19 protein-coding genes, 1 tRNA gene and 1 pseudogene are annotated in these 20,139 nt (G+C 62.9%); 8 read left to right on the top strand and 13 right to left on the bottom strand.

Annotated elements, in window-relative coordinates; genetic code table 11:
• Nucleotides 1-34: 34 nt before the first annotated feature.
• Genes V1280_RS06120 through V1280_RS06130 form a run of 3 tightly spaced genes read right to left on the bottom strand, consistent with a single transcriptional unit; the run spans nucleotide 35 to nucleotide 2,116 of the window.
• Nucleotides 35-451: a hypothetical protein gene (locus tag V1280_RS06120; RefSeq protein ID WP_334520423.1), complete on the bottom strand. Its 417-nt coding sequence runs from the start codon at nucleotides 449-451 to the stop codon at nucleotides 35-37.
• Nucleotides 452-477: 26 nt separating this feature from the next.
• Nucleotides 478-1,710, bottom strand: a complete 1,233-nt coding sequence (locus V1280_RS06125) for an HlyD family secretion protein (protein WP_334520425.1) — start codon at nucleotides 1,708-1,710, stop codon at nucleotides 478-480.
• Nucleotides 1,703-2,116 (bottom strand): hypothetical protein, encoded by a 414-nt coding sequence (locus V1280_RS06130; RefSeq protein ID WP_334538196.1) that lies wholly within the window; start codon nucleotides 2,114-2,116, stop codon nucleotides 1,703-1,705. The genes V1280_RS06125 and V1280_RS06130 overlap by 8 nt, the downstream gene beginning before the upstream one ends.
• A 163-nt stretch (nucleotides 2,117-2,279) precedes the next feature.
• Between V1280_RS06130 and V1280_RS06135 the strand changes: the two genes are divergently transcribed.
• Both V1280_RS06135 and ppk2 read left to right on the top strand, forming a co-directional pair.
• Nucleotides 2,280-2,735 carry a hypothetical protein gene (locus V1280_RS06135; protein WP_334520426.1) on the top strand — a complete coding sequence of 152 codons (456 nt, stop codon included), beginning with the start codon at nucleotides 2,280-2,282 and terminating at the stop codon, nucleotides 2,733-2,735.
• A 17-nt stretch (nucleotides 2,736-2,752) separates the two neighbouring features.
• Nucleotides 2,753-3,554, top strand: a pseudogene (ppk2, locus tag V1280_RS06140) (polyphosphate kinase 2).
• Nucleotides 3,555-3,610: 56 nt separating this feature from the next.
• Here the strand turns inward: ppk2 and V1280_RS06145 are convergent.
• Nucleotides 3,611-4,045 carry a hypothetical protein gene (locus tag V1280_RS06145; RefSeq protein ID WP_148778086.1) on the bottom strand — a complete coding sequence of 145 codons (435 nt, stop codon included), beginning with the start codon at nucleotides 4,043-4,045 and terminating at the stop codon, nucleotides 3,611-3,613.
• A 59-nt stretch (nucleotides 4,046-4,104) separates the two neighbouring features.
• The gene (gene aspD / locus V1280_RS06150) at nucleotides 4,105-5,724 is read right to left on the bottom strand and encodes an aspartate 4-decarboxylase (protein WP_334520435.1); all 1,620 of its coding nucleotides are present in this window, start codon (nucleotides 5,722-5,724) and stop codon (nucleotides 4,105-4,107) included.
• 308 nt (nucleotides 5,725-6,032) lie between these two features.
• Here aspD and aspT (V1280_RS06155) point away from each other — a divergent pair, with 308 nt between their 5' ends.
• A complete protein-coding gene (gene aspT, locus V1280_RS06155; protein WP_442895109.1) occupies nucleotides 6,033-7,721 on the top strand; it encodes an aspartate-alanine antiporter in 1,689 nt (562 codons plus the stop codon).
• A 14-nt stretch (nucleotides 7,722-7,735) separates the two neighbouring features.
• Nucleotides 7,736-9,427 (top strand): aspartate-alanine antiporter, encoded by a 1,692-nt coding sequence (gene aspT, locus V1280_RS06160; protein ID WP_334520441.1) that lies wholly within the window; start codon nucleotides 7,736-7,738, stop codon nucleotides 9,425-9,427.
• A gap of 1 nt (nucleotide 9,428) precedes the next feature.
• Here aspT (V1280_RS06160) and V1280_RS06165 read toward each other — a convergent pair whose 3' ends face one another.
• From V1280_RS06165 to V1280_RS06175, 3 genes are all read right to left on the bottom strand, one after another.
• Entirely contained in the window at nucleotides 9,429-12,182 is a 2,754-nt protein-coding gene (locus V1280_RS06165; RefSeq protein WP_334520444.1) for a decarboxylase, read from the bottom strand.
• Between the two features lie 75 nt (nucleotides 12,183-12,257).
• Nucleotides 12,258-13,949 (bottom strand): SulP family inorganic anion transporter, encoded by a 1,692-nt coding sequence (locus tag V1280_RS06170; protein ID WP_334520447.1) that lies wholly within the window; start codon nucleotides 13,947-13,949, stop codon nucleotides 12,258-12,260.
• On the bottom strand, nucleotides 13,946-14,107 hold the full coding sequence (locus V1280_RS06175) for a hypothetical protein (protein ID WP_334520450.1): 162 nt from the start codon (nucleotides 14,105-14,107) through the stop codon (nucleotides 13,946-13,948). Before V1280_RS06175 ends, V1280_RS06170 begins: the two co-directional genes overlap by 4 nt.
• 119 nt (nucleotides 14,108-14,226) lie before the next feature.
• On the opposite strand from V1280_RS06175, the gene V1280_RS06180 reads away from it, so the two are divergent.
• Together V1280_RS06180 and V1280_RS06185 are read left to right on the top strand one after the other, a co-directional pair.
• Complete coding sequence (locus tag V1280_RS06180) at nucleotides 14,227-15,108, top strand: dienelactone hydrolase family protein (RefSeq protein ID WP_334520453.1); 882 nt, start codon at nucleotides 14,227-14,229, stop codon at nucleotides 15,106-15,108.
• Between the two features lie 23 nt (nucleotides 15,109-15,131).
• Nucleotides 15,132-15,704 carry an invasion associated locus B family protein gene (locus tag V1280_RS06185; RefSeq protein ID WP_334520456.1) on the top strand — a complete coding sequence of 191 codons (573 nt, stop codon included), beginning with the start codon at nucleotides 15,132-15,134 and terminating at the stop codon, nucleotides 15,702-15,704.
• A 44-nt stretch (nucleotides 15,705-15,748) separates the two neighbouring features.
• On the opposite strand, the gene V1280_RS06190 is transcribed toward V1280_RS06185, so the two are convergent.
• Nucleotides 15,749-16,372 (bottom strand): response regulator transcription factor, encoded by a 624-nt coding sequence (locus V1280_RS06190; RefSeq protein ID WP_334520459.1) that lies wholly within the window; start codon nucleotides 16,370-16,372, stop codon nucleotides 15,749-15,751.
• A gap of 302 nt (nucleotides 16,373-16,674) precedes the next feature.
• Here V1280_RS06190 and V1280_RS06195 point away from each other — a divergent pair, with 302 nt between their 5' ends.
• Nucleotides 16,675-17,358 (top strand): helix-turn-helix domain-containing protein, encoded by a 684-nt coding sequence (locus V1280_RS06195; protein ID WP_334520462.1) that lies wholly within the window; start codon nucleotides 16,675-16,677, stop codon nucleotides 17,356-17,358.
• Complete coding sequence (locus tag V1280_RS06200; RefSeq protein WP_334520465.1) at nucleotides 17,355-17,519, top strand: hypothetical protein; 165 nt, start codon at nucleotides 17,355-17,357, stop codon at nucleotides 17,517-17,519. Before V1280_RS06195 ends, V1280_RS06200 begins: the two co-directional genes overlap by 4 nt.
• On the opposite strand, the gene V1280_RS06205 is transcribed toward V1280_RS06200, so the two are convergent.
• The 4 genes from V1280_RS06205 to V1280_RS06220 all read right to left on the bottom strand — a co-directional run bounded on the left by V1280_RS06205 (nucleotide 17,516) and on the right by V1280_RS06220 (nucleotide 20,014).
• Nucleotides 17,516-17,989 (bottom strand): potassium channel family protein, encoded by a 474-nt coding sequence (locus tag V1280_RS06205; RefSeq protein ID WP_334520468.1) that lies wholly within the window; start codon nucleotides 17,987-17,989, stop codon nucleotides 17,516-17,518. The two genes, V1280_RS06200 and V1280_RS06205, sit on opposite strands and share 4 nt — an antisense overlap.
• Nucleotides 17,990-18,011: 22 nt before the next feature.
• On the bottom strand, nucleotides 18,012-19,094 hold the full coding sequence (locus V1280_RS06210; protein WP_334520471.1) for an AI-2E family transporter: 1,083 nt from the start codon (nucleotides 19,092-19,094) through the stop codon (nucleotides 18,012-18,014).
• A gap of 192 nt (nucleotides 19,095-19,286) precedes the next feature.
• Nucleotides 19,287-19,376, bottom strand: a tRNA-Ser gene (locus V1280_RS06215).
• 311 nt (nucleotides 19,377-19,687) lie between these two features.
• On the bottom strand, nucleotides 19,688-20,014 hold the full coding sequence (locus V1280_RS06220) for a hypothetical protein (protein ID WP_334538198.1): 327 nt from the start codon (nucleotides 20,012-20,014) through the stop codon (nucleotides 19,688-19,690).
• Nucleotides 20,015-20,139 lie beyond the last annotated feature (125 nt).

Below are 20,139 nucleotides of genomic sequence, written 5' to 3' on the forward strand. Positions count from 1 at the left end.
CCCCGGGAAGGCAAATGGCCGCAGTGACGCGCGACTATTTCGGGGAACAGCGATGATAGCGGATTTCCATGTCCTCCATGCCCGGGAACAGCCGGGCAATGCTGTCGGCGTCCAGCTCCTTCAAGCTGAACTGAACGCTCGACAGCATGATGTCGGTCGCGCAGGACGCGACAAGGTTGACGTTCGGACCGTTGTCCTTTCGCGCCTTGACCTTGCACCGTGCGAACTTGCCGATCAATTGATTGCCATCGATGATGAAGCCGCCGCCATAGACGTCGGACATATCGGTGAAGGTGAGCTTCCCGTCCTCCCGCGTGAACACCTTGTCGCATTGATCGGCGCTGGTGGCCCATGCGCCGTTCAGCTCGACGGCAACGGAGTCGCCAGCCGTTGCGACGAACAGGCCGATCAGAGGCGCAGCCAGAGCGGCGAGCTTTCGAGAACTTGACATATATTTCAATCCTGTTGTTGCACTTGTCAGTGCCCGCTCAGCACCAGCGTCTTGATCGGCAGCAGCAGCGCCTGGATGCGCAGCAGCAAGGCGTGCACGAGTCCGACGCCGTCGACGACGTGCAAGGCGATGGCCCGGCCGGTGCTGGTCTCCTTCGCCGAGATTTCCTCGTGGTTACTTGTGTAGGCGTTGACGATGCAGCTGCTCCCGGGCGTCACACCTTCAAGGCCGCCTTTGTAGAGCGGCTCCAGGAATGCCAGGATCGTGCCGGGTCGCGCGACGTTCTGCGCCTCGATGAGTTGCTCACCGCTTCGAAACTGGCCGGCTGCGATGTAATCCTGCACATTGGTCACGACCATTGGAATGATGACCCACGGTTTCGACATGCAGGTCGCTTCCGCCACCATGCCGACCTTCATTACCTGCGCCTCGATCTGGCCAAAGCCAGCTTGCAAACCTTGCCGGCCGGCGCCCTCCGGAACAAGCACGCCCGCCGGCCGCATCAACTGATTGACCACGTCACCGACGCGGACCAGGAACTGCTCCACGCGCCCGTCGACGCCGGCGCGAACGACAGTCTTGTCCAGATCAACCTGCGCCTCCGCGAGCGTCGCTTCGACACTGGCCTTCTCGGCCGGCAGGAGCGTCGAAATGCGCAATGCTGCCGACTGCCTGGAGGCCGTGGCCGCGTCGACCCCGGCCTGCCGCTGACCGACAAGGACCTGCAGCTTTTCAATGTCGCGCTGCGGCACGATGCCGGGATTGCGGCGCTGCAGGTCACTCTTGACGTCCAATTCGTCCTTGGCCTGCTGAAAGTTGGCCTTCGCTTCTTCGATCTGCGCGTCGGCCTTTACCACTTCGGATTCCGCGGTCGTCAGGGACGCATCGACCTCAGCGACCTTGCGCTTGGCTGTTTCCAGCGCCGCGCGCTGCTTCGAACTATCCAGCTTGAACAGCACATCGCCCTTCTTCACCGCCTCGCTGTAGCCGACATTGACCTCCGCGACCCGCCCCGAACCTTCAGGCAAGATCGGCACCGTGCGAAAATAGAGCGTCGCTGAATCTGTCGTCGGATGGAAATAGAAGATCATCGTGATCAGCGACACCGTGAGCATCAGGCAGCCCGTGATGCCCCATCGCAGCTCGTACCAGATCGAAAAGAACGTGATCTCCTTGCCGAAACGCTTGCTCTGGGCATAGCGGCGATAGAGATAGTCGGGCAGGATCGTCAGAAGCGAGCAGAACATGAGCTCAAACATGGCTGCGCTCCTTTTCCTTGGCTGGTCCGATCTGTTCGGCCGGCGGGGAGCCGGGCGCGACAACCTCGCTCTGCTCACCGGGTGTCGCATCGGCAATTTTCTCGACCGAACCGGCAATGCTGCGCAGCGGCGTTCCAAAATCGGGGATGTCGATCAGCGCCAGCAGCAGGCCGGCGATCCAGAAGATGTGCATGTGCGTAAATAGTGAGATCAGGCCGAGCACGGCGACGAACTCGAATTGGAGCTTCTGCGACTTGTGCGCCATGCGCTCCGGCAGGCTGTGCAGTTTCCAATAGAGCGTACCGATCCAGAGCACGGTGCCGATCAGGAATAGCCCCATCACCACCATCAGGGTATCGGTTCCGTTCCCCGGCGCGAGATAGAACGGCAGATGGTGCGGCGCCATCGGATGTAGCTGGTCGTTCAATTGTCTCTCTCCCGGTCCAACGTGCTCCTGGGGCACTGTGTTCAGTCGCCTTCCGGTTTGCTTGATCTGAGTCAAGGGAATGCCCCCTGCCGGACATAGCGTTTCGAGAATGCTGATTGGATAATCACAGGGAGCCGCTGCCATGCCCGGCCTCGATGATCTCATTCCCAACGCCACCCAGATCCGGAAGGAAGCCGCGCTCAAGGAAGCCGAGAAGGCTGAAGAATACGTCCGGCTCGCGACGGCCGCCGAGGCCGAGAAGCGCGCGCTGATCGAACGCCTGAGCAAGCCCTCCGGCAAGAGCGAGGAAGAGAAGATCAAGCTCGCCGCGACGATTATCCAGCGTGCCGTGCGCAACGGCCTGACCGAGGTGCTGGTCTATCGTTTCCCCAACACGCTCTGCACCGACAAGGGGCGCGCCATCAACCAGATGGAAAAAGGCTGGGAAAATACGCTGACCGGAATCCCCAAGGAGATCTTCCAGCTCTGGACCGACTATTTGAAGCCGCGCGGCTATCGCATCGCCTACCAGGTCATCGATTTCCCTGGCGGCATTCCCGGCGATATCGGCGTGACCATTTCATGGGACGACGATTAAACAGCGAAAGGACAGGCATGGCCAAGGACGAGCCCGCGGGAGAAAATGAAGCGCAAGGCCTATGAGAAGGAGCTTGAAAAGCTCCAGGTCGAGCTGTGTCATCTCCAGGAATGGGTGAAGGCCCAGAAACTGAAGGTGATCATCATCTTCGAAGGGCGCGACGCCGCCGGCAAGGGCGGGACCATCAAGGCCTTGACGGAAAAGGTCAGCCCGCGCGTATTCCGGGTCTGCGCCCTGCCCGCGCCGTCCGACCGGCAAAAATCCCAACTGTTCCTGCAGCGCTATATCGAGCAATTCCCGGCCGGCGGCGAGATCGTGATCTTCGACCGCAGCTGGTACAACCGCGCCGGCGTCGAATATGTCATGGGCTTCTGCTCGCCGGTCGAGCACAAGCGCTTCCTCGAATTGTGTCCGCTGGTCGAGAAATTCGCCGTGGACGCCGGCATCGTCCTGATCAAGCTGTGGCTCGAGGTCGGGATGGAGGAGCAGGAGCTTCGCTTCAAGGCCCGCATCGAGGATCCGCTGCGGCAGTGGAAGCTGAGCCCGATGGACACCGAGTCGTTCGGGCGCTGGTACGATTACTCCCGCGCGCGCGACATGATGTTCGAGGCGACCGACACCAAGCATGCGCCTTGGCGGCTGATCCGCTCCGACGACAAGCGGCGGGCTCGACTCAACGTGATCTCGCACATCCTGAGGACAATCCCTTACAAGAAGGTCAAACGGGAGAAAGTCACACTGCCGCCGCGCTCCCACAAGGGACGCTATAACGACCAAGCGAGTCTGCGCGGATTGAAGTTCGTCGAAGAGCGATACTGAAATGCGAAACGGGCTGCGGCGACGCAGCCCGTTTGCTCTGGCCTCTGTTCCCTCGCCTATTTGAGGCGGATCGTGACGCCACCCACTGCGGCCGACACTTCCGCGCCAATCTTTGGGCCGCTGAGTTGGAGAATGACGCCGTTGCCGTTCTGCAACTGCACGGCACCTGCGCCCGCCGCAACGGCCCCACCTGCTCCGCCCGCCGCATAGGAGCCCTCGATCGATGCCGGCCCCCTCAAATTGAGAGCGCGGCCGACGAACTTGGTGGTGGAGGCTCCGATCGTGAAACCGACGCTCATGCCCGAGACGGTGAACGGATACTTCTTGCCGTGGAGCACGAGGACCCCCTCCCCGCCGCCGACGCCAACGATGAAGCCGCCCTTGGTGAAGACGACAGCGACCTGGCCGGTGTCGGCGCGCGAGGGCGTGCTGAAACCGGCGACCGTTACGAGCGAGGTGACCAGGGCAGCGTAGATGGCGGTCTGTTTCATCGTTCTATTCCCCCTTTGATGATGATGGCGAAGCGCTCCAGATTGACCGGAGCTCTCCGTTACTTCGTGCCGCCTTTGGTCGCCTCGTAGGCGTCCCGATAACCTCGCGCGATGGCGCGCACGCCTCGCCCGATGTCGTCGTAGACGTCGTCGGGGAGATTTGCCAGCGACACCCGCAGCGACCATTCGGGTGCGTCGAAACCACCGCCATTCAGCAACACAATGCCGTGGGCTTCGGCAAGCCGAAACGCGAGATCGAGCGGATGAACATTCTTTTTCAGGTGATCAACGGCCTTGTCGCCAATGTTCTTCCGCGCCCAGAATTCAAAATCGATCAGGCCGTAATAGGCATCGTAATTCGGGTTCGGAGTAAGCTTGTCGGCGAGGCCAAGGCCGTCGAGCAGCGACCACAGCCGCTTGTTGACGATCTCCATGCAGGCGGCCTGATAGGCCTTCTTTTCATCGAGCATTTCCGAAAGGGAGAACAGGCTCATCATGACTTGCTGCGGCAGTGACAGGCCTGCCGTGTGATTGAGCGCGACGTCCCGGCTATCGGCGACGATGCGGTCGATCATCTTCAGCTTGCGTGGCTCCAGCGTCAGCGGCCCATAGCGCTTGTCGAGGGCCTTCACGGCGGCATCGGGCAGTTTGGCGATCATCTTGTCGAAGATGTTGTCCTCGTGAATGGCAATCGCGCCGAGCCGCCAGCCGGTGCAACCGAAATACTTTGAATAGGAATACACGCCGATCGTATTGTGCGGCAGCTCGCCGAGCAGCGATCGGAAGCCGTGCACGAAGGTGCCATAGACGTCATCGGTCAGGAGCATGAGGTCGGGACGCTTGGTCTTGACCAGCTTGCTCAGCTTGCCAATCGTTTCCGCGCTCACCCCCATCCCGCTAGGATTGGCGGGATTGACGATGAAGAACGCTTTGATCTTCGGATCCTCAAGCTTGGCGATTTCATCGTCGGTGAACTGGAACTTGTTCTCCTGCGGCGCCTTGATCTGGACGACCTTGAGGTCGTAGTCCTCCAGATGCGTCATCTCGATGTAGGGCGTGAAGATCGGCGTTCCCAGCGCGATGGTATCCCCGGGAAGCAACAGGCGGTTGGCCTTGAGCGACTTGAAGAGGTAGCACATCGCCGCGGTGCCGCCTTCGACGGCATAGATGTCAAACTTGCCCGACGGCCGCGGTGCACCGCAGACCGCCCACATCAGATATTCGTGCACGATCTTCTCGTTGTGCACCAGCATGCGGTCCGGCACGGGATAATTGTCACCGATGATCGAATCGACGAGTTCATGGACGAAGGCGTCGGGTTCGAAACCGAACGTCTTGACCGCATAGGGCAGCATCTCGGTCAGGAAGCTCGCACCGGGCATATCAGCGTGTTTCGCAAGCCAGCCCTCAAACCGTCCGGCGATGCCTTTTGCCTGGGGCATGCCCCCGATCCCGGCCGGGTGCTCCATCACCCGCTTGCTTTCGCTGATGGCGAACTGTCCCAGCAGGAAGAAGCCTTCACGCGGCGTGGTCGCGACCCAGTTCGGGTTGCCCCGGCCGGCGTTCAGGAACGCGCTCTGGGTCCGCTTCGAGTTGGCCTTCGCCAAATTGATCAGTTCGTCCTTGATCTCGAACGGGCTCAATGCCTCGAATTTCTTCAGAGTTAAGAGGTCGGCCATGTGAAACTCCCGAGCTGTGCAACCTGCTAAGGCGGGGCGGACAGGCTTCATCGCCTGCGCGACCATCGCAGGATGGTCGGTGGCCGACGACGACCCTTGATCTATCTCAACGGTTCGACCTCGCGGACGACGCCGAGGCGTTGCAACGCAGCGAATGATGCGACCGCGACGACATCGGGTCCCAAGTCGGCGCATACGGTTGACATAGATCAACATCAGCAGACGAGCCGTCCCGTGTTGTTGGCTGACTCGATTTGAGCTCTTCGCCGGCTCTTCAGCGCTTCGGCACAGCATGAACGGGGGACGTGATGAATTGGTTCTTCCAGACACTCAAGAGCTACCCGGAAATCGCGATCTTCCTCTCGCTGGCTCTGGGCTATTACTTTGGCTCCTTCACCTACAAGGGCCTCGGCCTTGGCGCGGTGACGGCGACGCTGATCGCCGCCGTTATCATCGGCCAGATCGGGATCACCATCTCAGGTCCGCTCAAGCCGTTCTTCTTCCTGATGTTCCTGTTCGCCATCGGCTACGGCGTCGGACCGCAATTCGTCCGCGGCATCGCGCAGGACGGTATTCCCCAGGCGATCTTCGCTGCCGTCGTGTGCGTGTTCTGCCTCGCAGCCGCCTATCTCGGCGCCAAGGCCGCCGGCTACGACGTTGGATCTGCCGTGGGGCTCTATGCCGGCTCGCAGACCATCTCGGCCTCCATGGGCCTTGCGACCGACGCCATCAACCGGCTCGGCCTGCCTGCGGAGGAAGCGAAGAAGCTGCTCGACGGGATGCCGGTCGCTTACGCGGTCACCTACATCTTCGGCACCGTCGGATCCGCCATCGTCCTTGCTCTGATTGGCCCGGCCCTGCTCGGCATCGATCTGGAAGCGGCGTGCAAGCGATATGAGGAGGAGTACGGCGGCAAGAAGCAGTTCGGTGGTCCCGGCACCGCGTGGCACCAGTTCGAGGTCCGTGCATTCCGCGTTCGCGAACGCGGCCCGGCGGTCGGGAGGACAGTGCAGGAAGCCGAGGCGCTGGTTCCCGATCAGCGGGTGTTCATTCTGCGGCTGCGACAGGACGGGAAGATCATCGATGCCATCGCGGATGCCGTGATTCATGCGGGTGATGTCGTGGCCGTGGCGGGCCGGCGCGACGTGCTTGTCCAATTGATCGGTGAACAGGCGGAGGAAGTCGACGATCGCGAGCTGCTCGCCATGCCCATCGAAGGTCTCGAGGTCTACGTGACCAGCAAGGACGTCGACGGCAAGACCCTGGAGGAGCTAGCGAAGAGCCCGGCATCGCGCGGCATATTCCTGCGCAAGATCACGAGGGGCGCGATTGCGGTTGAGATCCCCATTCTTCCCAACACCAAGCTGAACCGGGGCGACATCGTCACCATCGTTGGACGCACGCCCGATGTCGCGGCGGCCACAAAGATGCTTGGCCGGCCGGATCGAGCAACCGATACTGCCGACGTTGCCTTTATCGGTGCCGCCATTGCCATCGGCGCGCTGGTCGGCGCGATCGTCTACAAGATTGGCAGCGTGCCGCTCACGTTGTCCACCTCGGGCGGAGCGTTGATCTCAGGCCTGTTCTTCGGCTGGCTGCGTTCCGTGCGGCCGACCTTTGGCCGGATTCCCTCGCCTACCGTTTGGTTCATGAACTCCGTCGGCCTGAACGTTTTCATTGCCATCGTCGGCATCTCGTCGGGACCCGGCTTCGTTGCCGGCCTGAAGGCGCTTGGCATTGGCCTGTTCCTCTGGGGCATCGTGGTGACCACCGTGCCGCTGATCCTCGCAATGTATGTCGGCAAGTACGTGTTCCGTTTCCATGACGCCATCTTGCTCGGATGCTGTTCCGGCGCACGGACCACCACTGCCTCGCTCGGCATGGTCAATGATCGCGCCAAGAGTCAGATTCCGGGGCTGGGATATACCGTGACATACGCGGTCGGAAACACGCTGCTGACAATCTGGGGAATGGTCCTTGTCATGCTGATGACTTAGCCAGGCCGGCCGCGATGTTGGCCTGGCTGGAGCAGTTTCTCGTTCGTTATCCCGAGCTCGCGCTGTTCCTTGTGATCGCCGCGGGCTACTGGATCGGGAGCTTCAGGATCGGAACGTTTAGTCTGGGCCCGGTCACCGGCGCTCTGTTCGCCGGATTGGCGGTCGGCGATTTCGCGCATGTGCCCGTCTCCGGCATGACCAAGTCCTTTCTCTTCCTGCTGTTCCTGTTCGGCGTCGGCTATCTGGTCGGACCGCAATTCGTGCAAACGATGAAGCGCGACGGGCTGAAGCCGATGCTGCTCGCGGTCGTTGTGTGCTTGACGGGTCTCGCAACGGCCATTGCCGTTGCGAAGGTGTTGCGGCTCGATCCCGGCTTCGCCGCGGGCCTCATGTCAGGCGCACTGAGCCAGAGCGCGGCCATGGGGACGGCGACCGACGCGATCAACGGATTGGCCATCCCCGATGCGCAACGTGGACTTTTCGTCTCGCACGTCGCGGTGGCGGACGCGGTCACCTATATCTTCGGCTATGCGGGCGTCATCCTCTTCGTCACTCAGATTGCACCCGCTCTCCTGAAAATCGATCTGCGAGCGGAGGCGCTCAAGCTCGAGCAGGCATTGGGCGTCACCCGCTCCAAACCGGGCCTGGCATCCGCTTGGCGCAAATTCGAGCTGCGCGCCTATCGGCTGGAGGAGCACTCTCCCCTCGTCGGGGTGACTGTCGCCGCCGCGGAAGCCCGCATTCCCGAGCATCGGCTGTTCATCCATCGTATCCGTCGAGGAGAACGCCTTCTCGAAGCGGATCCCGGAACGGTTCTGGCGGCCAGCGATCTCGTCGCGCTGTCCGCTCCGCGACAGCTCGTCGTCGAGTGGATCGGCCCTCGCGCCGAGGAAGTCGAGGACATGGAGCTGCTCGACATTCCCCTGATCTCCGTCGATGTCATGCTGATCAATCCGAAGCTCGCGGGCATGACGCTGGAAGCCGCCTCGCGAGAGAGCTGGGCTCGCGCCGTCTATCTGCGTTCGCTAAGCCGGGGCGGTCAGGAGATTCCCGTGGCAGCCGGCATCGCCTTGCAACGCGGCGATCTGCTGCGGATCGTCGGGCCCGAGCCGATCGTGCAGACCGCCGCCAAGAGCATCGGTGCCATCGTTGCGCCGAGCACCAGCATCGATTTCATCGTGATGGGCCTTGCGATCTTCTTTGGCGGCCTCTTCGGCGTTCTCCTGAGTTTCTCCGTCGGAGGCGTCACTATCTCGCTCAGTACGAGCGTTGGCACATTGCTGGCCGGACTCCTGGTCGGGTCTCTCCGCACGCGTTACCCGCTGTTCGGACAAATTCCCGACGGCGCCATCAGCCTGATGACCTCGCTCGGGCTCGCAGCTTTCGTCGGGCTGACCGGCATCCATGCGGGGCCGATCTTCCTGTCGGCCCTGCGGGAAGCCGGCATCGGCCTGCTGCTGGGAGGCATGGCCGTCACGCTGCTGCCGCAGATCGTCGGATTTTGCTTTGGCCATTTCGTGTTGCGCATGAACCCGATCCTCCTGCTTGGCGGATTGACTGGATCGCAGACGGTCACGGCCGCGATGGCCGCGCTCCAGGAACGCGCCGGCAGCGCTGTCCCGGTTCTGGGCTATACGCCGGCCTACCCGGTCGCCAACATCCTGTTGACGACCTGGGGCTCCATCATGGTGGCCGTCTTCGCCTGACCTAGGACGCGGCCTTGAGCTTCGGCTGCGCACCGGGCTTCGGCCGACCGAGCTTCGCCAGGGCCTCCGTGCGCACGAGCTTCAGGCCCTCCTTGGCGTCGTAGCCATGGATCTCCTTCACATCGAGCTTGCGCATGAAGTCGATGGTTTCCTGGGTGATGACCTGACCCGGCACCATGATCGGGAAGCCCGGCGGATACGGAATCACGAAATTGGCCGAGACAAGCTCGGGGCCTGCTTTGAGGCGGCGGTCGATCTCGGGATCGTTGAGGCGAAGGTGCTCGCATCCCGCCGCGTCATAGGCGGCATAAAAGCCGCTGCGAATGTCGCCTTCATTGGTCTTGGTGCCGGCATCGCCACGGAAGCTCGGGTGGAAGCGCGAGAAGTTCGGCAAGTCGGGTACGTCCTTCATCAGGCTCTTGACCCGCGCCTCAAAGGTCTGGCGCGCATTGGCGCCGCCTTGCGCCAGCCCACGATCGACCTCACCTGCGATCTCGGCGAGGACGCGGACGAGATGCGCGACGTCGCTGCGGGTGTTGTTGATGTTGGACTGGACCAGGACCGAATTGCGCGAGGTCTTGTTGACCTGGATGTTGTACTCGTTGGCCAGAATGCCCTTGAACTGGGTGCCGTCGAACCCGGCCGTGCCGCACACCAGGGTCATGCGGGTCGGGTCGAGACAGAACTCATCGTCGTCCAGGCTCTTGAGCGTATTGGACCAGTTCACGCCGGCCGCGAGATAATCGGTGAAGCCGCTCTGGCGGTACTGTGCCGGCACCATGGCGTCGGCGCCGAGGACATGGAAGTATTTCGAGAGCAGCGGATTGTTGTTGACCGCGTGGCGGATCGCAAACGCGATCTCGATGGCATTGGCGACGAGGCCATAGCCCTCCAGCTCCATCTGCCGCCGCGAGATATCGAGGCTGGCGATGAGCTGCTGGTTCGGGCTGGTGGAGGCGTGCGTGAATACTGCCTCCTTGAACTGCTGCTCGACCGTGTGGAATTCGACGTCCTTGACCGACAGCATCGAGCCCTGACGGATCGCCGACATCGACTTGTGGGTCGAATTGGTCTGGTAGACCCGCAGGCGGATCTGGCGCGGATCGGGAATCAGCCTGGTCTTGAGCAGCACCTCGTCCGTCGGATTTTTGCCGAGCTCGGTTTGCTGCTTCTCGTAGGCCGCGACCGACTTCGGATCGTGCATCCACGCCTCGATCTCGTTGGCGGCGCCGAGGCCTGTGCGGCGGCGCAGGAACGGCGAGAAGCGCGCGAAGCCGAACCAGGCCTCGTCCCACAGGAAGATCAGGTCCGGCTTGATGGCGAGGCATTCCTCCATCACCCGGCGGGTGTTGTAGATGTGGCCGTCAAAGGTGCAGTTGGTGAGGTCGAGCAGCTTGACGCGGTCGAGCCGTCCGTCGGCCTTGGCGCCCAACAGCGCCTGCTTGATCGTCCTCAGCGGCACCGCGCCGTACATCGAGTATTCCGTCATCGGGAACGCTTCGACATAGAGCGGCTGAGCGCCGGCGAGCACCATGCCGTAATGGTGCGACTTGTGGCAGTTGCGATCGACGATTGCGATGTCACCCGGCGCGAGCAGCGCCTGCACCGCCATCTTGTTCGAGGTCGAGGTGCCGTTGGTGACGAAGAAGACGCGATCGGCACCGAGCGCCCTCGCCGCCTTCTCCTGCGCCTTCTTGATGTTGCCGGTTGGCTCCAGCATGCTGTCGAGGCCGCCGGTGGTGGCGCTGCTCTCGGCCAGGAACAGGTTCGGGCCGTAGAACTCGCCCATGTCGCGGATCCAGTCGGACTTGAAGATCGACTTGCCCCGGGCGATCGGCAGCGCGTGGAACGTCCCGATCGGGCGCTGTGCGTATTTCTTGAGATTGTCGAAGAACGGCGTGTCGTAGCGATCCTGGATGCCCTCGAGGATCGACAGATGCAGCTCCAGCAGCTCTTCGACCGAATAGAAGATGCGGCGAACGACATTGGCCTCGGGATTGCCGGCCAACTCTTCGACATCGCGGTTCGAGATCATGTAGAGATCGAGCTCGGGCCTGACCCGCTTGATGATCTGCGCGAGCCGCAGCGCGGAGGCGTCGGACTCGTCCTTGAGGCCGGCCGTGGCCGTCATCGAACGGAGGACCGGCGCCTCGTGCCGCGAGCGCAGGCCAAAGCCCTCGTTGATGACGACGGCCCCGAGATTGGGATTGAGCATGGTTGCGCAGAAGGCGTCCTCGAGACTGCCGACGATGACGGGCTCGTAGATGAAGCCATCCTCCGGACGGCGCAGCTTGCGCCATTCGGCCGCGAGCGCCGGCCATTGGCTGGGTGACACCCCGGTGACGATCAAGGTCTCGAAATAGGGCCGGCGGGCCTTATGCGCACCGAAGGTGGGCGACACCAGTTCGGGCGTATCGCCATCGCCATCGTCCTTCGCGCTCCAGTCGCCGGCATGCTGGCGGAAGGATCGCGTCGCCAAAGCCTGGGTGATCCGGGTCGCAAGCGACAGCGACGCGGCTGCATCACCGGCCGAGGCCGCTTCGCGCAAGGCCGCCATCAATTGCAGGCCGGGATAGCCGTGGAATTCTTCCGTCACCGACAGGCTGGCCAGCGCCGCGTCATAGGCCGCGCGATCGCCAGCGCGGGCCCAACTTTTTGCGGCCTCGACCAGGTCGCGCCAGTCGTCCGCCCGCGCGCCGGGACCGGAAAAGAACTGGTCGATGCGCTTCTGCGCGGGCTTTGTGTCCTTGGCCATGCGTCTCTCCCGATCGTTTGGGGCGAAGGTGATGCGGGATCGTGCTTTCGGCGCCGGTCGCTCCATTGATCCAAGTCAACGGTTGTCTGCATTCCGGTCACCGAGAACGCTATCGAGCGAGCGAAGCCATTGGTTGCTGTCGGTCTTCTCCCCGAGCCCCTCGGCGCGCAGGAGGTCGCGGAGTTGTGCATGCGCGCCGACGATGCAGAGGCTCACCCGGCGTGACGCGAGCTCGTCATGGAGGTCGTGCAGCATGCGCGCGCCTGCCAGATCGATATAAGGCGACGCCGAGAGGTCGCAGGCGACCAGGTGAATGCCCGGCGAACGCCTGAGCGCAGTCAGGACCGCGTCCAAAATCGTCTCGGCATTGATGTAGAGCAGCGAAGCCTCTGGGCGGAACGCGATGATTCCGACCAGCGGCTCGACGTCCGCATGCCGCGCACTGTCGGAATAGCGCCCGCTGCCGGGCAAACGGCCAAGGAATGCGACGTTCGGCCGCGATGCCCGCGCCAGCAGCAGGACAATCGACGCGATCGACGCCAGCAGGACGCCCTGGAGGATGCCGAGCAGCAGCACGGAAATCAGGGCGATCGACGCCGCATAGAAGTCGATCCGGCTGACCTGCCACATCCGCATGAGCGCGCGGACATCGACCAGTCTGTAGACGGCAGCAAACACGATGGCCGCGAGCACCGCCTTGGGCAGATTGGTGAGCAGCCCGGTGAAGAACAGCAGGCAGAGCCCGAGCGTCACGGAGCAGATGACCAGAGCTAATGGTGTTCGCGCACGGGCGTTGTCGTTGACCGCCGATTGCGACAGGCCTCCTGCGACGGGATAGCCATGGCCGAAGGCGACGGCAAGGTTCGCAGCGCCCAGCCCCAGAAACTCCTGTCGGACGTCGAGGGGATAGCCGTGCTTGGCGGCAAAGCTGCGGGCCGCCGAGACGCCTTCGATGTAGGCCAGTAGCACGCAGCCAGCCGCGAGCGGAAACAGCTCGTCGAACTCCAACAGGCCAAAGGTCGGCATCCCCAGCGCCGGCAGCCCTTCCGGTATCTTCCCGGTAACGGGCACACCGAGGCCCGGAAAGCCGAACACCGTCGCCACCACGATCGCCAGCGCCACGATGGTGATGCCGATCGGCTTGCCCGGAAGAAGCCGTTCGCCGCTCAGCAGTAACAGCAGCGCGACCGCGCCGATCGCCAGAACGAGCGGATCGAGATGGCCGAGCTGCCCGATCAGCTTGATGGCGCGATCGAAGAAATTGTGGCCGCCGCCGGCGACGCCGAACAGGCTCGGCAGCTGGCTCATGATGATGGTGAGCCCCGCGCCGGCCTTGAAGCCAACCAGAATGCTGTCGCTGACGAGGCGGACGAGCACGCTGAGCTTGAACAGCCAGGCGATGAAGCACAGCACCGCGACACCGAACGCCGCGAGACTTGCAATCTGCGCATATTTCACAGCATCGCCCCCGGCGAGCGCGCCGACGGTTGCGGCAATCATCAACGAGATCGCCGACGTCGGGCCGATCGCCAGCTGCCGCGACGCCCCGAGCAAGGCATAGCCAATGCCGCCGAGCATGTAGCCATAGACGCCGATCTGCGGCTGCAGGCCGGCGAGCGCTGCGTAGGCGAGCGAGACGGGAATGGCGTAGGCGGCGAGCGTGACGCCGGCGACGGCGTCGGATGGCAACCACTCGCGCCGATAGGCGGCGAGCCAACCGGCCGGTGGAAAGAAGCGTGTCCAGTTCGGTTCGGGTGGCGAATTCATTCGACCACCTCGCGCGGCATCGCTTCGCAGCGCAACAGGACGACCGGCAGCGCAATCACGTCCAGAGTACTCATGTCGGCAATATTGGCTGTCGCACGCTCTTCATCAGTTGATAGACGTTGCCGCGTCCGTGCCGGAGCTTGATCTGGATCAAGCAATCCCCCCTCGCCGCCAATCAAATCGCGGGAAAGCTATCGGCGGAGTTGCGACCACTTTCACGCGCTCGCCGATCATCGTGGCGACGGCGTTCAAGATTCCGAGGGAGATCGCCGTGGGGATGCCTCTCAACACAATGGTCCGGCTTTTGGCAGGCGCCCTGCTCCTGATCGCCGCCTTCACCGCTCCAGCCCGCGCCGAAGATGAGGTCCGCATCCAGGAGGAGATCTGGGCCCTTCCGCTGCCGCTGCCGACATTCGCCTATCTGGTCCGCCCGGTCGGCGACGGCCCTTTCCCGCTGGTGATCATGAATCACGGGGTCTCGCTCAACGCGAACGACCGCAGCTTCTTTCCGCTGGTCGAGTTCCGCGACGCTGCCAAATGGTTTGCCAAGCGCGGCAATCTCGTGGTGGCGCCGGTCGGCAGCGGCTATGGCGCGGCCGCCATCGACATCCCCGAACGTGGCATCTATGGCCCGTTCTTCTCCAAGGTGGGCAAATGCACCAATCCCAACTTCCACGATGCCGGCCTCGCGATCGCCCAAGTGGATCTCTGGATCATCGACTATCTGGCCGCCGAGAAGCGCATCATTCCGAAGGACGTGATCGTGGTCGGCCAATCCGCCGGCGGCTGGGCGTCCATTGCGCTGTCGAGCGTGAACCCGCCGCAAGTGAAGGCCATCATCACCTTCGCCGCCGGCCGCGGCGGCCGCGTCGGCGGCAAGCCCAACAGCAATTGCGCGCCTGATAGGCTGGTCCAGGCGACTGCGGATTTCGGCCGTACCTCGCGGGTGCCGATGCTGTGGATCTACATCGAGAACGACACGTTCTTCGGTCCCGATTTGTCGAAGCGCATGCATGCGGCCTTCACGGCCGCGGGCGGCAAGGCCGAGTACCATTTGATGCCGCCGTTCGGCGGCGAGGGCCACTTCTTCATCGGCTCCCCGGACGCGATCCCGATCTGGTCGCCGCTCGTGGGAAAATTTCTCGATGCGCAAAAATAGAGCCCGGCTCCGGAGACGCGACCATGCCCAGCGTCCGCGACTATCTCGCAGCCCTCACCGTCGCCGCCATCGCCGCGACCGCGCCATTGCCTGGTCTCGCCGCGCAATCCGATAGGCCGGCCGAAGTCGCGACACGTGGCCAGCGTGAGACCAAGGACATCACCTATGGCGACTGGCAAAAGCTCTGCTTTAAGGCGGGTGGCGCGCCGATGCTGTGCCGGACCTCGATCACGGGAAAATTTCCGACAGGTCAGATGGCTGTGCGCGTGGACCTGATCGAGCGCGAAGGCGCTCCGACGGCGCGGCTGCAGCTTTTCGTGCCGGTCGGCATGTATCTGCAACAGCCGACCAAACTGACCGTCGACCAGGGCAGCCCCGTCCGCGTCCCCTATAGCTGGTGCCTGACCAATGCCTGCATCGCCGCCGATGCCGCACCGGCGGCGATCGTCAAGCAGATGGAGTCAGGAAAGACGCTGACACTCGAGACCGTCGACTCCAACCTGCTCGCGCTGACGACATCGATACCGCTGGCCCAGTTTGCGTCGGCTCACAAAGGCGCGCCAGCCAAGACGCTGGAACAGTATGTCGATGAATGAGCCGCCCGTGGGTCCCTTGGCCAAGGCGCCATAGCGCGCGGCAGTTAAAGGTTGTTCGGATCGAGCATTCCAAGCCGTTCCGCGATCGAGACGAGCTCCGCGAGCGAATGAACCTGCATCTTCTCCATGACCTGGTGCCGATGCGCTTTTATGGTGCGCTCGGTCGTCCCGAGCTGATGGGCGATCTGCTTGTTGATCTTGCCGCGCACGATGAGATCGAACACCTGCCGTTCGCGCAGGGTCAGCGCTGCCAGGCAAGCGCGGAACGTATCGAGCCTGCCGCGCTGGCCGCGCGCGGCGTCCTGCCGCGCCACCGCGCGCGCAATCGCATCGAGCAGCAGCTCCGAAGCGACCGGCTTGGTCAGGAAATCCTCCGCTCCTGCCTTGATGGCCTGCACCGTGGTCGGCGTGTCGGCGTGGCCGGTCAGGAATATGATCGGCAGCGTGGAGCCGGACGCGATCAGATGACTTTGCAACTCCGGACCGCTCAGCCCCGGCATCTGAACGTCAAGCAGGATGCATCCCGGTTGCGCGCTGTCCGGCGCCGCATCCAGCAGGTCCTGCGACGAAGCGTAGGTCGCCACCTCGTAGCCAGCGAGCTTCAGCCGGCGTTCGATCGCGGTACGAAACGAAGCGTCGTCGTCGACCACATGGACAAGGCCAAGCATTTTCCACCTTTCGCCAAGTGGGACGAATATCAACGCTCTCAAAGCGAGGCAGCGCCACTGTCCAATCATTCGACAAGCAAATGATGTGCATCGCAACGGGAAGCATGTCCCGCTCGGATCGAGCGCTTCTCAATTCGTGCAGCAAACCCATGCTCTGTCCCTTGGTACAATGAACCTTGGGACAATGGATTGAAAGACGACCTTGGTTCTAAATCAACCTCAGCGGGAGCGGGACAGCGCGGCGCTTTCCCCGCCATGAGTCGTCTGACAGACCAATTCGGCGATGAGCTGAGGAGTTGGCCATGTTCGTTCGCATCACGACAGATTCCGCACTACGCCCCAATTCCCTCCGTGATCTCGGCATGACCAGCGATTCAAATCCGCTCGTCAATTTAAGCGAATTTTCCTACAAGAAAGGCAGCGAAATCTACGGCGAGAAAGAGCCCGCCGAATATGTCTATCAGGTCAAGTCTGGTGCAGTGCGAAGCTACAAGCTGCTGTCGGACGGCCGCAGGCAGATCGGTGCGTTTCATCTGACCGGCGACATCTTCGGGCTCGAGAACGGTGGCGAGCACCGCTTCACCGCGGAGGCAATCGTCGATACCTATGTGCGCCTCGTCAAGCGGCAAAGCCTCGAGATCGTGGCCGAGAGCGATGCAATGGTCGCCAAGAACCTGCTCAGCATGACCACGAACAATCTCCAGCATGCGGAAGACCACATGCTGCTGCTCGGCCGCAAGACCTCGCTGGAACGGGTCGCGGCCTTCCTGCTCGAGATGGACAAGAGGTTGACGGCGGCCGGCGTAATCGCGCTGCCGATGTCCCGGCGCGATATCGCCGATTATCTGGGACTGACGCTGGAGACCGTCTCCCGCGCCCTGTCGCGGCTGCATGAGCTCGGCATTCTCGGCTTCATCGGCAATACCCAGCGCCAGATCGTACTCCTGGATCGGCACCAGCTCGCGAGCCTCGACCTGACGTCTTGAGCCGGCCGGCCATCGTCGGCGTGGCACAAATTGCACATCACATCGGCCCGATCCGGTGTTACCGTCAACTCATGTCGAACGAGGTTGCATTCAAGGTCGCGGTCATTGCGTTCGGGGCGCTGCCGGTGGCGCTCACGGCCATGATCCTGTTCCTGGGCTAAACCAGTCTCCGTCGAACGTCTGTCCGCTCAGGATCATTGGACGCCTCGGTCATTCCGAGGTGATCGAGTGTCTTGCGCAGGACCTCAAACAGGATCGCGGCCGACCAGCCGAACAACAGGACGCCGTTCATCGCAGTCAGCGGGCCGATGAGCCGCCATTCCCGCACCGGCGTGATATCGCCGTAGCCGAGCGTGGTGTAATTGACGAAGGCGAAATAGAGCAGACCGCTGTCGGAGGCTGCGGCCTGAACAACGCCATACGCCCCTGCCCACACCAGGACCTCGAGCGTATGCGCGATCTGCAGCACCGCAGCCGTCGCGATCATCACGCCCATCAGGTGCAGCCGCGGCCGCCCGGTTGGCCGCAGACCAGCCGTGCGAGCAATCGAGACAGCGACGATGGTCACCAGCGCGTGGATGCCGATGGTGATCGCGCTGACCAGTGTGCCAACGAGAAACTGCAGCAGCATGAGACTCGACCAGCTTTCTTTCCTATGTCGGGCGGCTGCCTCGCGCATCCTGGTCGACACGGATCCAGGCGGCCGCCAATTCCCAGGCGACCGATAGAATGATCGGCCCGATGAAGAGGCCGATGATCCCATGTGCGAGCGTGCCGCCGATCACCCCGATCAGGATCACGAGCGTCGGCGTGGTCAGGCCACGTCCCATCACCAGAGGTTTCAGGATGTTGTCGAGAACACCGACGACGCCGAGGAAGATCGTCAGAACCAGCGCCGTGAGCACGTCCTTGTCCATCCAGATCCAGATGAGCACGGGAATGAAGACGATGGCCGCGCCGATCTGCACGATCGACAGCAACAGGACGATGATGGCAAGCAAGCCTGCGCTCGGAATGCCGGCGAGCTTCAGCCCGATGCCGGCCAACAGCGCCTGGATGATCGCGACGCCGATCACGCCCTGCGATACCGCCCGAATGGTCGCACCCGCCAGTCCGACAAAATGCTCGCTCTGCTCCGGCACGATGCGAAACAGGAAGCCACGAACCGCAGCAACGAGTTGCGGCCCGTACAGAAACAGGAATCCGGCGACGACGACCGACAGCAGGAACTGGAGGGTGCCGACGCCGGCGCTGCCGGCAAAGGACAGCATCACGCCAGCAAACGGCTTCAGATACGGCGCCACCTCGCGCAGCAGGGCGCGAATATTGGTGTAGGCCAGATTCCAGAGATCGTAGAGCTGAGGACCGATCAGCGGCCAGCTCTTGATCTGCTCGGGCGCGGCCTGGAGCGCGAGATCACCGCTGCCGATCTGGCTCGCGAGGTCCCTGATGCCTTCCACTGCGCTCAATCCGAGCCATGTCGCCGGACCGATGACAATGCCGAGCGTGATCAGGGTGAGAATGGCCGCGGCGGCCCGCGGGCGCCCTCCGAGACGCTTGGCGAGCCAACTGAAGGCCGGATAGAACGCCACCGCAAGCACCGCGCTCCAGGTCAGGATCGGCACGAAGGGCCGGATGATCAGGAAGGCCCACACGATCAACAGCCCGAGCAATCCGAGCCGTATCAGGAGCTGGACCACCTCTTCGGCGGAGAGAAGCTGGCGAAGGGTCTTCAAGGTCTCGCCTTTGTCTGCATGAACGATGCCCTCTCGAAGAGAGGCCGGCGTCACGCAGCAGACTTGACCCAGATCAAGCGGGACGCCGGGGAATTCCGCGCCCGACGAACCGGCGCGGCGGAAAACCAGGCCTGACCGCCCGGCACGGCTGGAGCCGATCCAGCTGTATGATATTGTATTTATTGAAGCATTTGGCGGAAGGGGTGGGATTCGAACCCACGGTACCCTTGCGGGCACGCCGGTTTTCAAGACCGGTGCCTTAAACCACTCGGCCACCCTTCCAAGCCCGGAATGCAAGTCCGGAATGGCTGTCGCTTAACGTAGTCGGCCGCGCAAGGCAACGCGAAGTTGGCCGGCTGTCGGCGTCTGGCCGCTTCGTCGGGGCATGGGACCTGTCAGACGGGCGTCAGTTTGGTCCTCTAGCTTCGGTCGGGACTGGCGATGCCACCCAGGGTGTCGCCGGTCGCGAGGCCCGGTTGGAGTAGCCTCCATGTCCGGGCCTCGTTTGGCTTCGCCCGCAAATGAAAACGCGGCGCCCTTTTGGGGGGCACCGCGCGAAGTCTGTGTGTTGCGATGGTTGTTGTTGCGTTGGCTCAGTAGCCGCAATTCCCGCAGCTCGGCGCCACCGGCGCGTAATAGGAATAGCCCGGCGAGACCATCTCGGTGCGCTGGCGGGTGGCGTATTGCGGCGGGATGCGCTCGTACTGGACGCTCGGCGGCGCCACCATCACGGTCTGCGGAACCATCACGGTGCGGTACTGCGCCGGCGTGCGATGCGCGACGGTCGCACCGGGCGACACCATCACGGTCTCGTCGACGGTGCGATACTGCGGCGCGACGTATTGCTGCTGATAGCAGGTCTGGCACGGCTGCGGCGGTGCGTAGCAATTGTAGCAGCCGGCGGAGGCCGCGGTCGTCATGGCGATAGCAGCGACGGCCGCGGAGAAAACGACAGCGAGAGTACGAGACATTATGGTGGTGCCCCAGTTGCCCAAAATGGATTTGCGAAGGTCGATGGCAGTATACGCCGCAAAACCTTGCCGTG

Origin of the sequence: Bradyrhizobium sp. AZCC 2230 (assembly GCF_036924495.1) — a bacterium.
Taxonomy (GTDB): Bacteria; Pseudomonadota; Alphaproteobacteria; order Rhizobiales; family Xanthobacteraceae; genus Bradyrhizobium; species Bradyrhizobium rifense.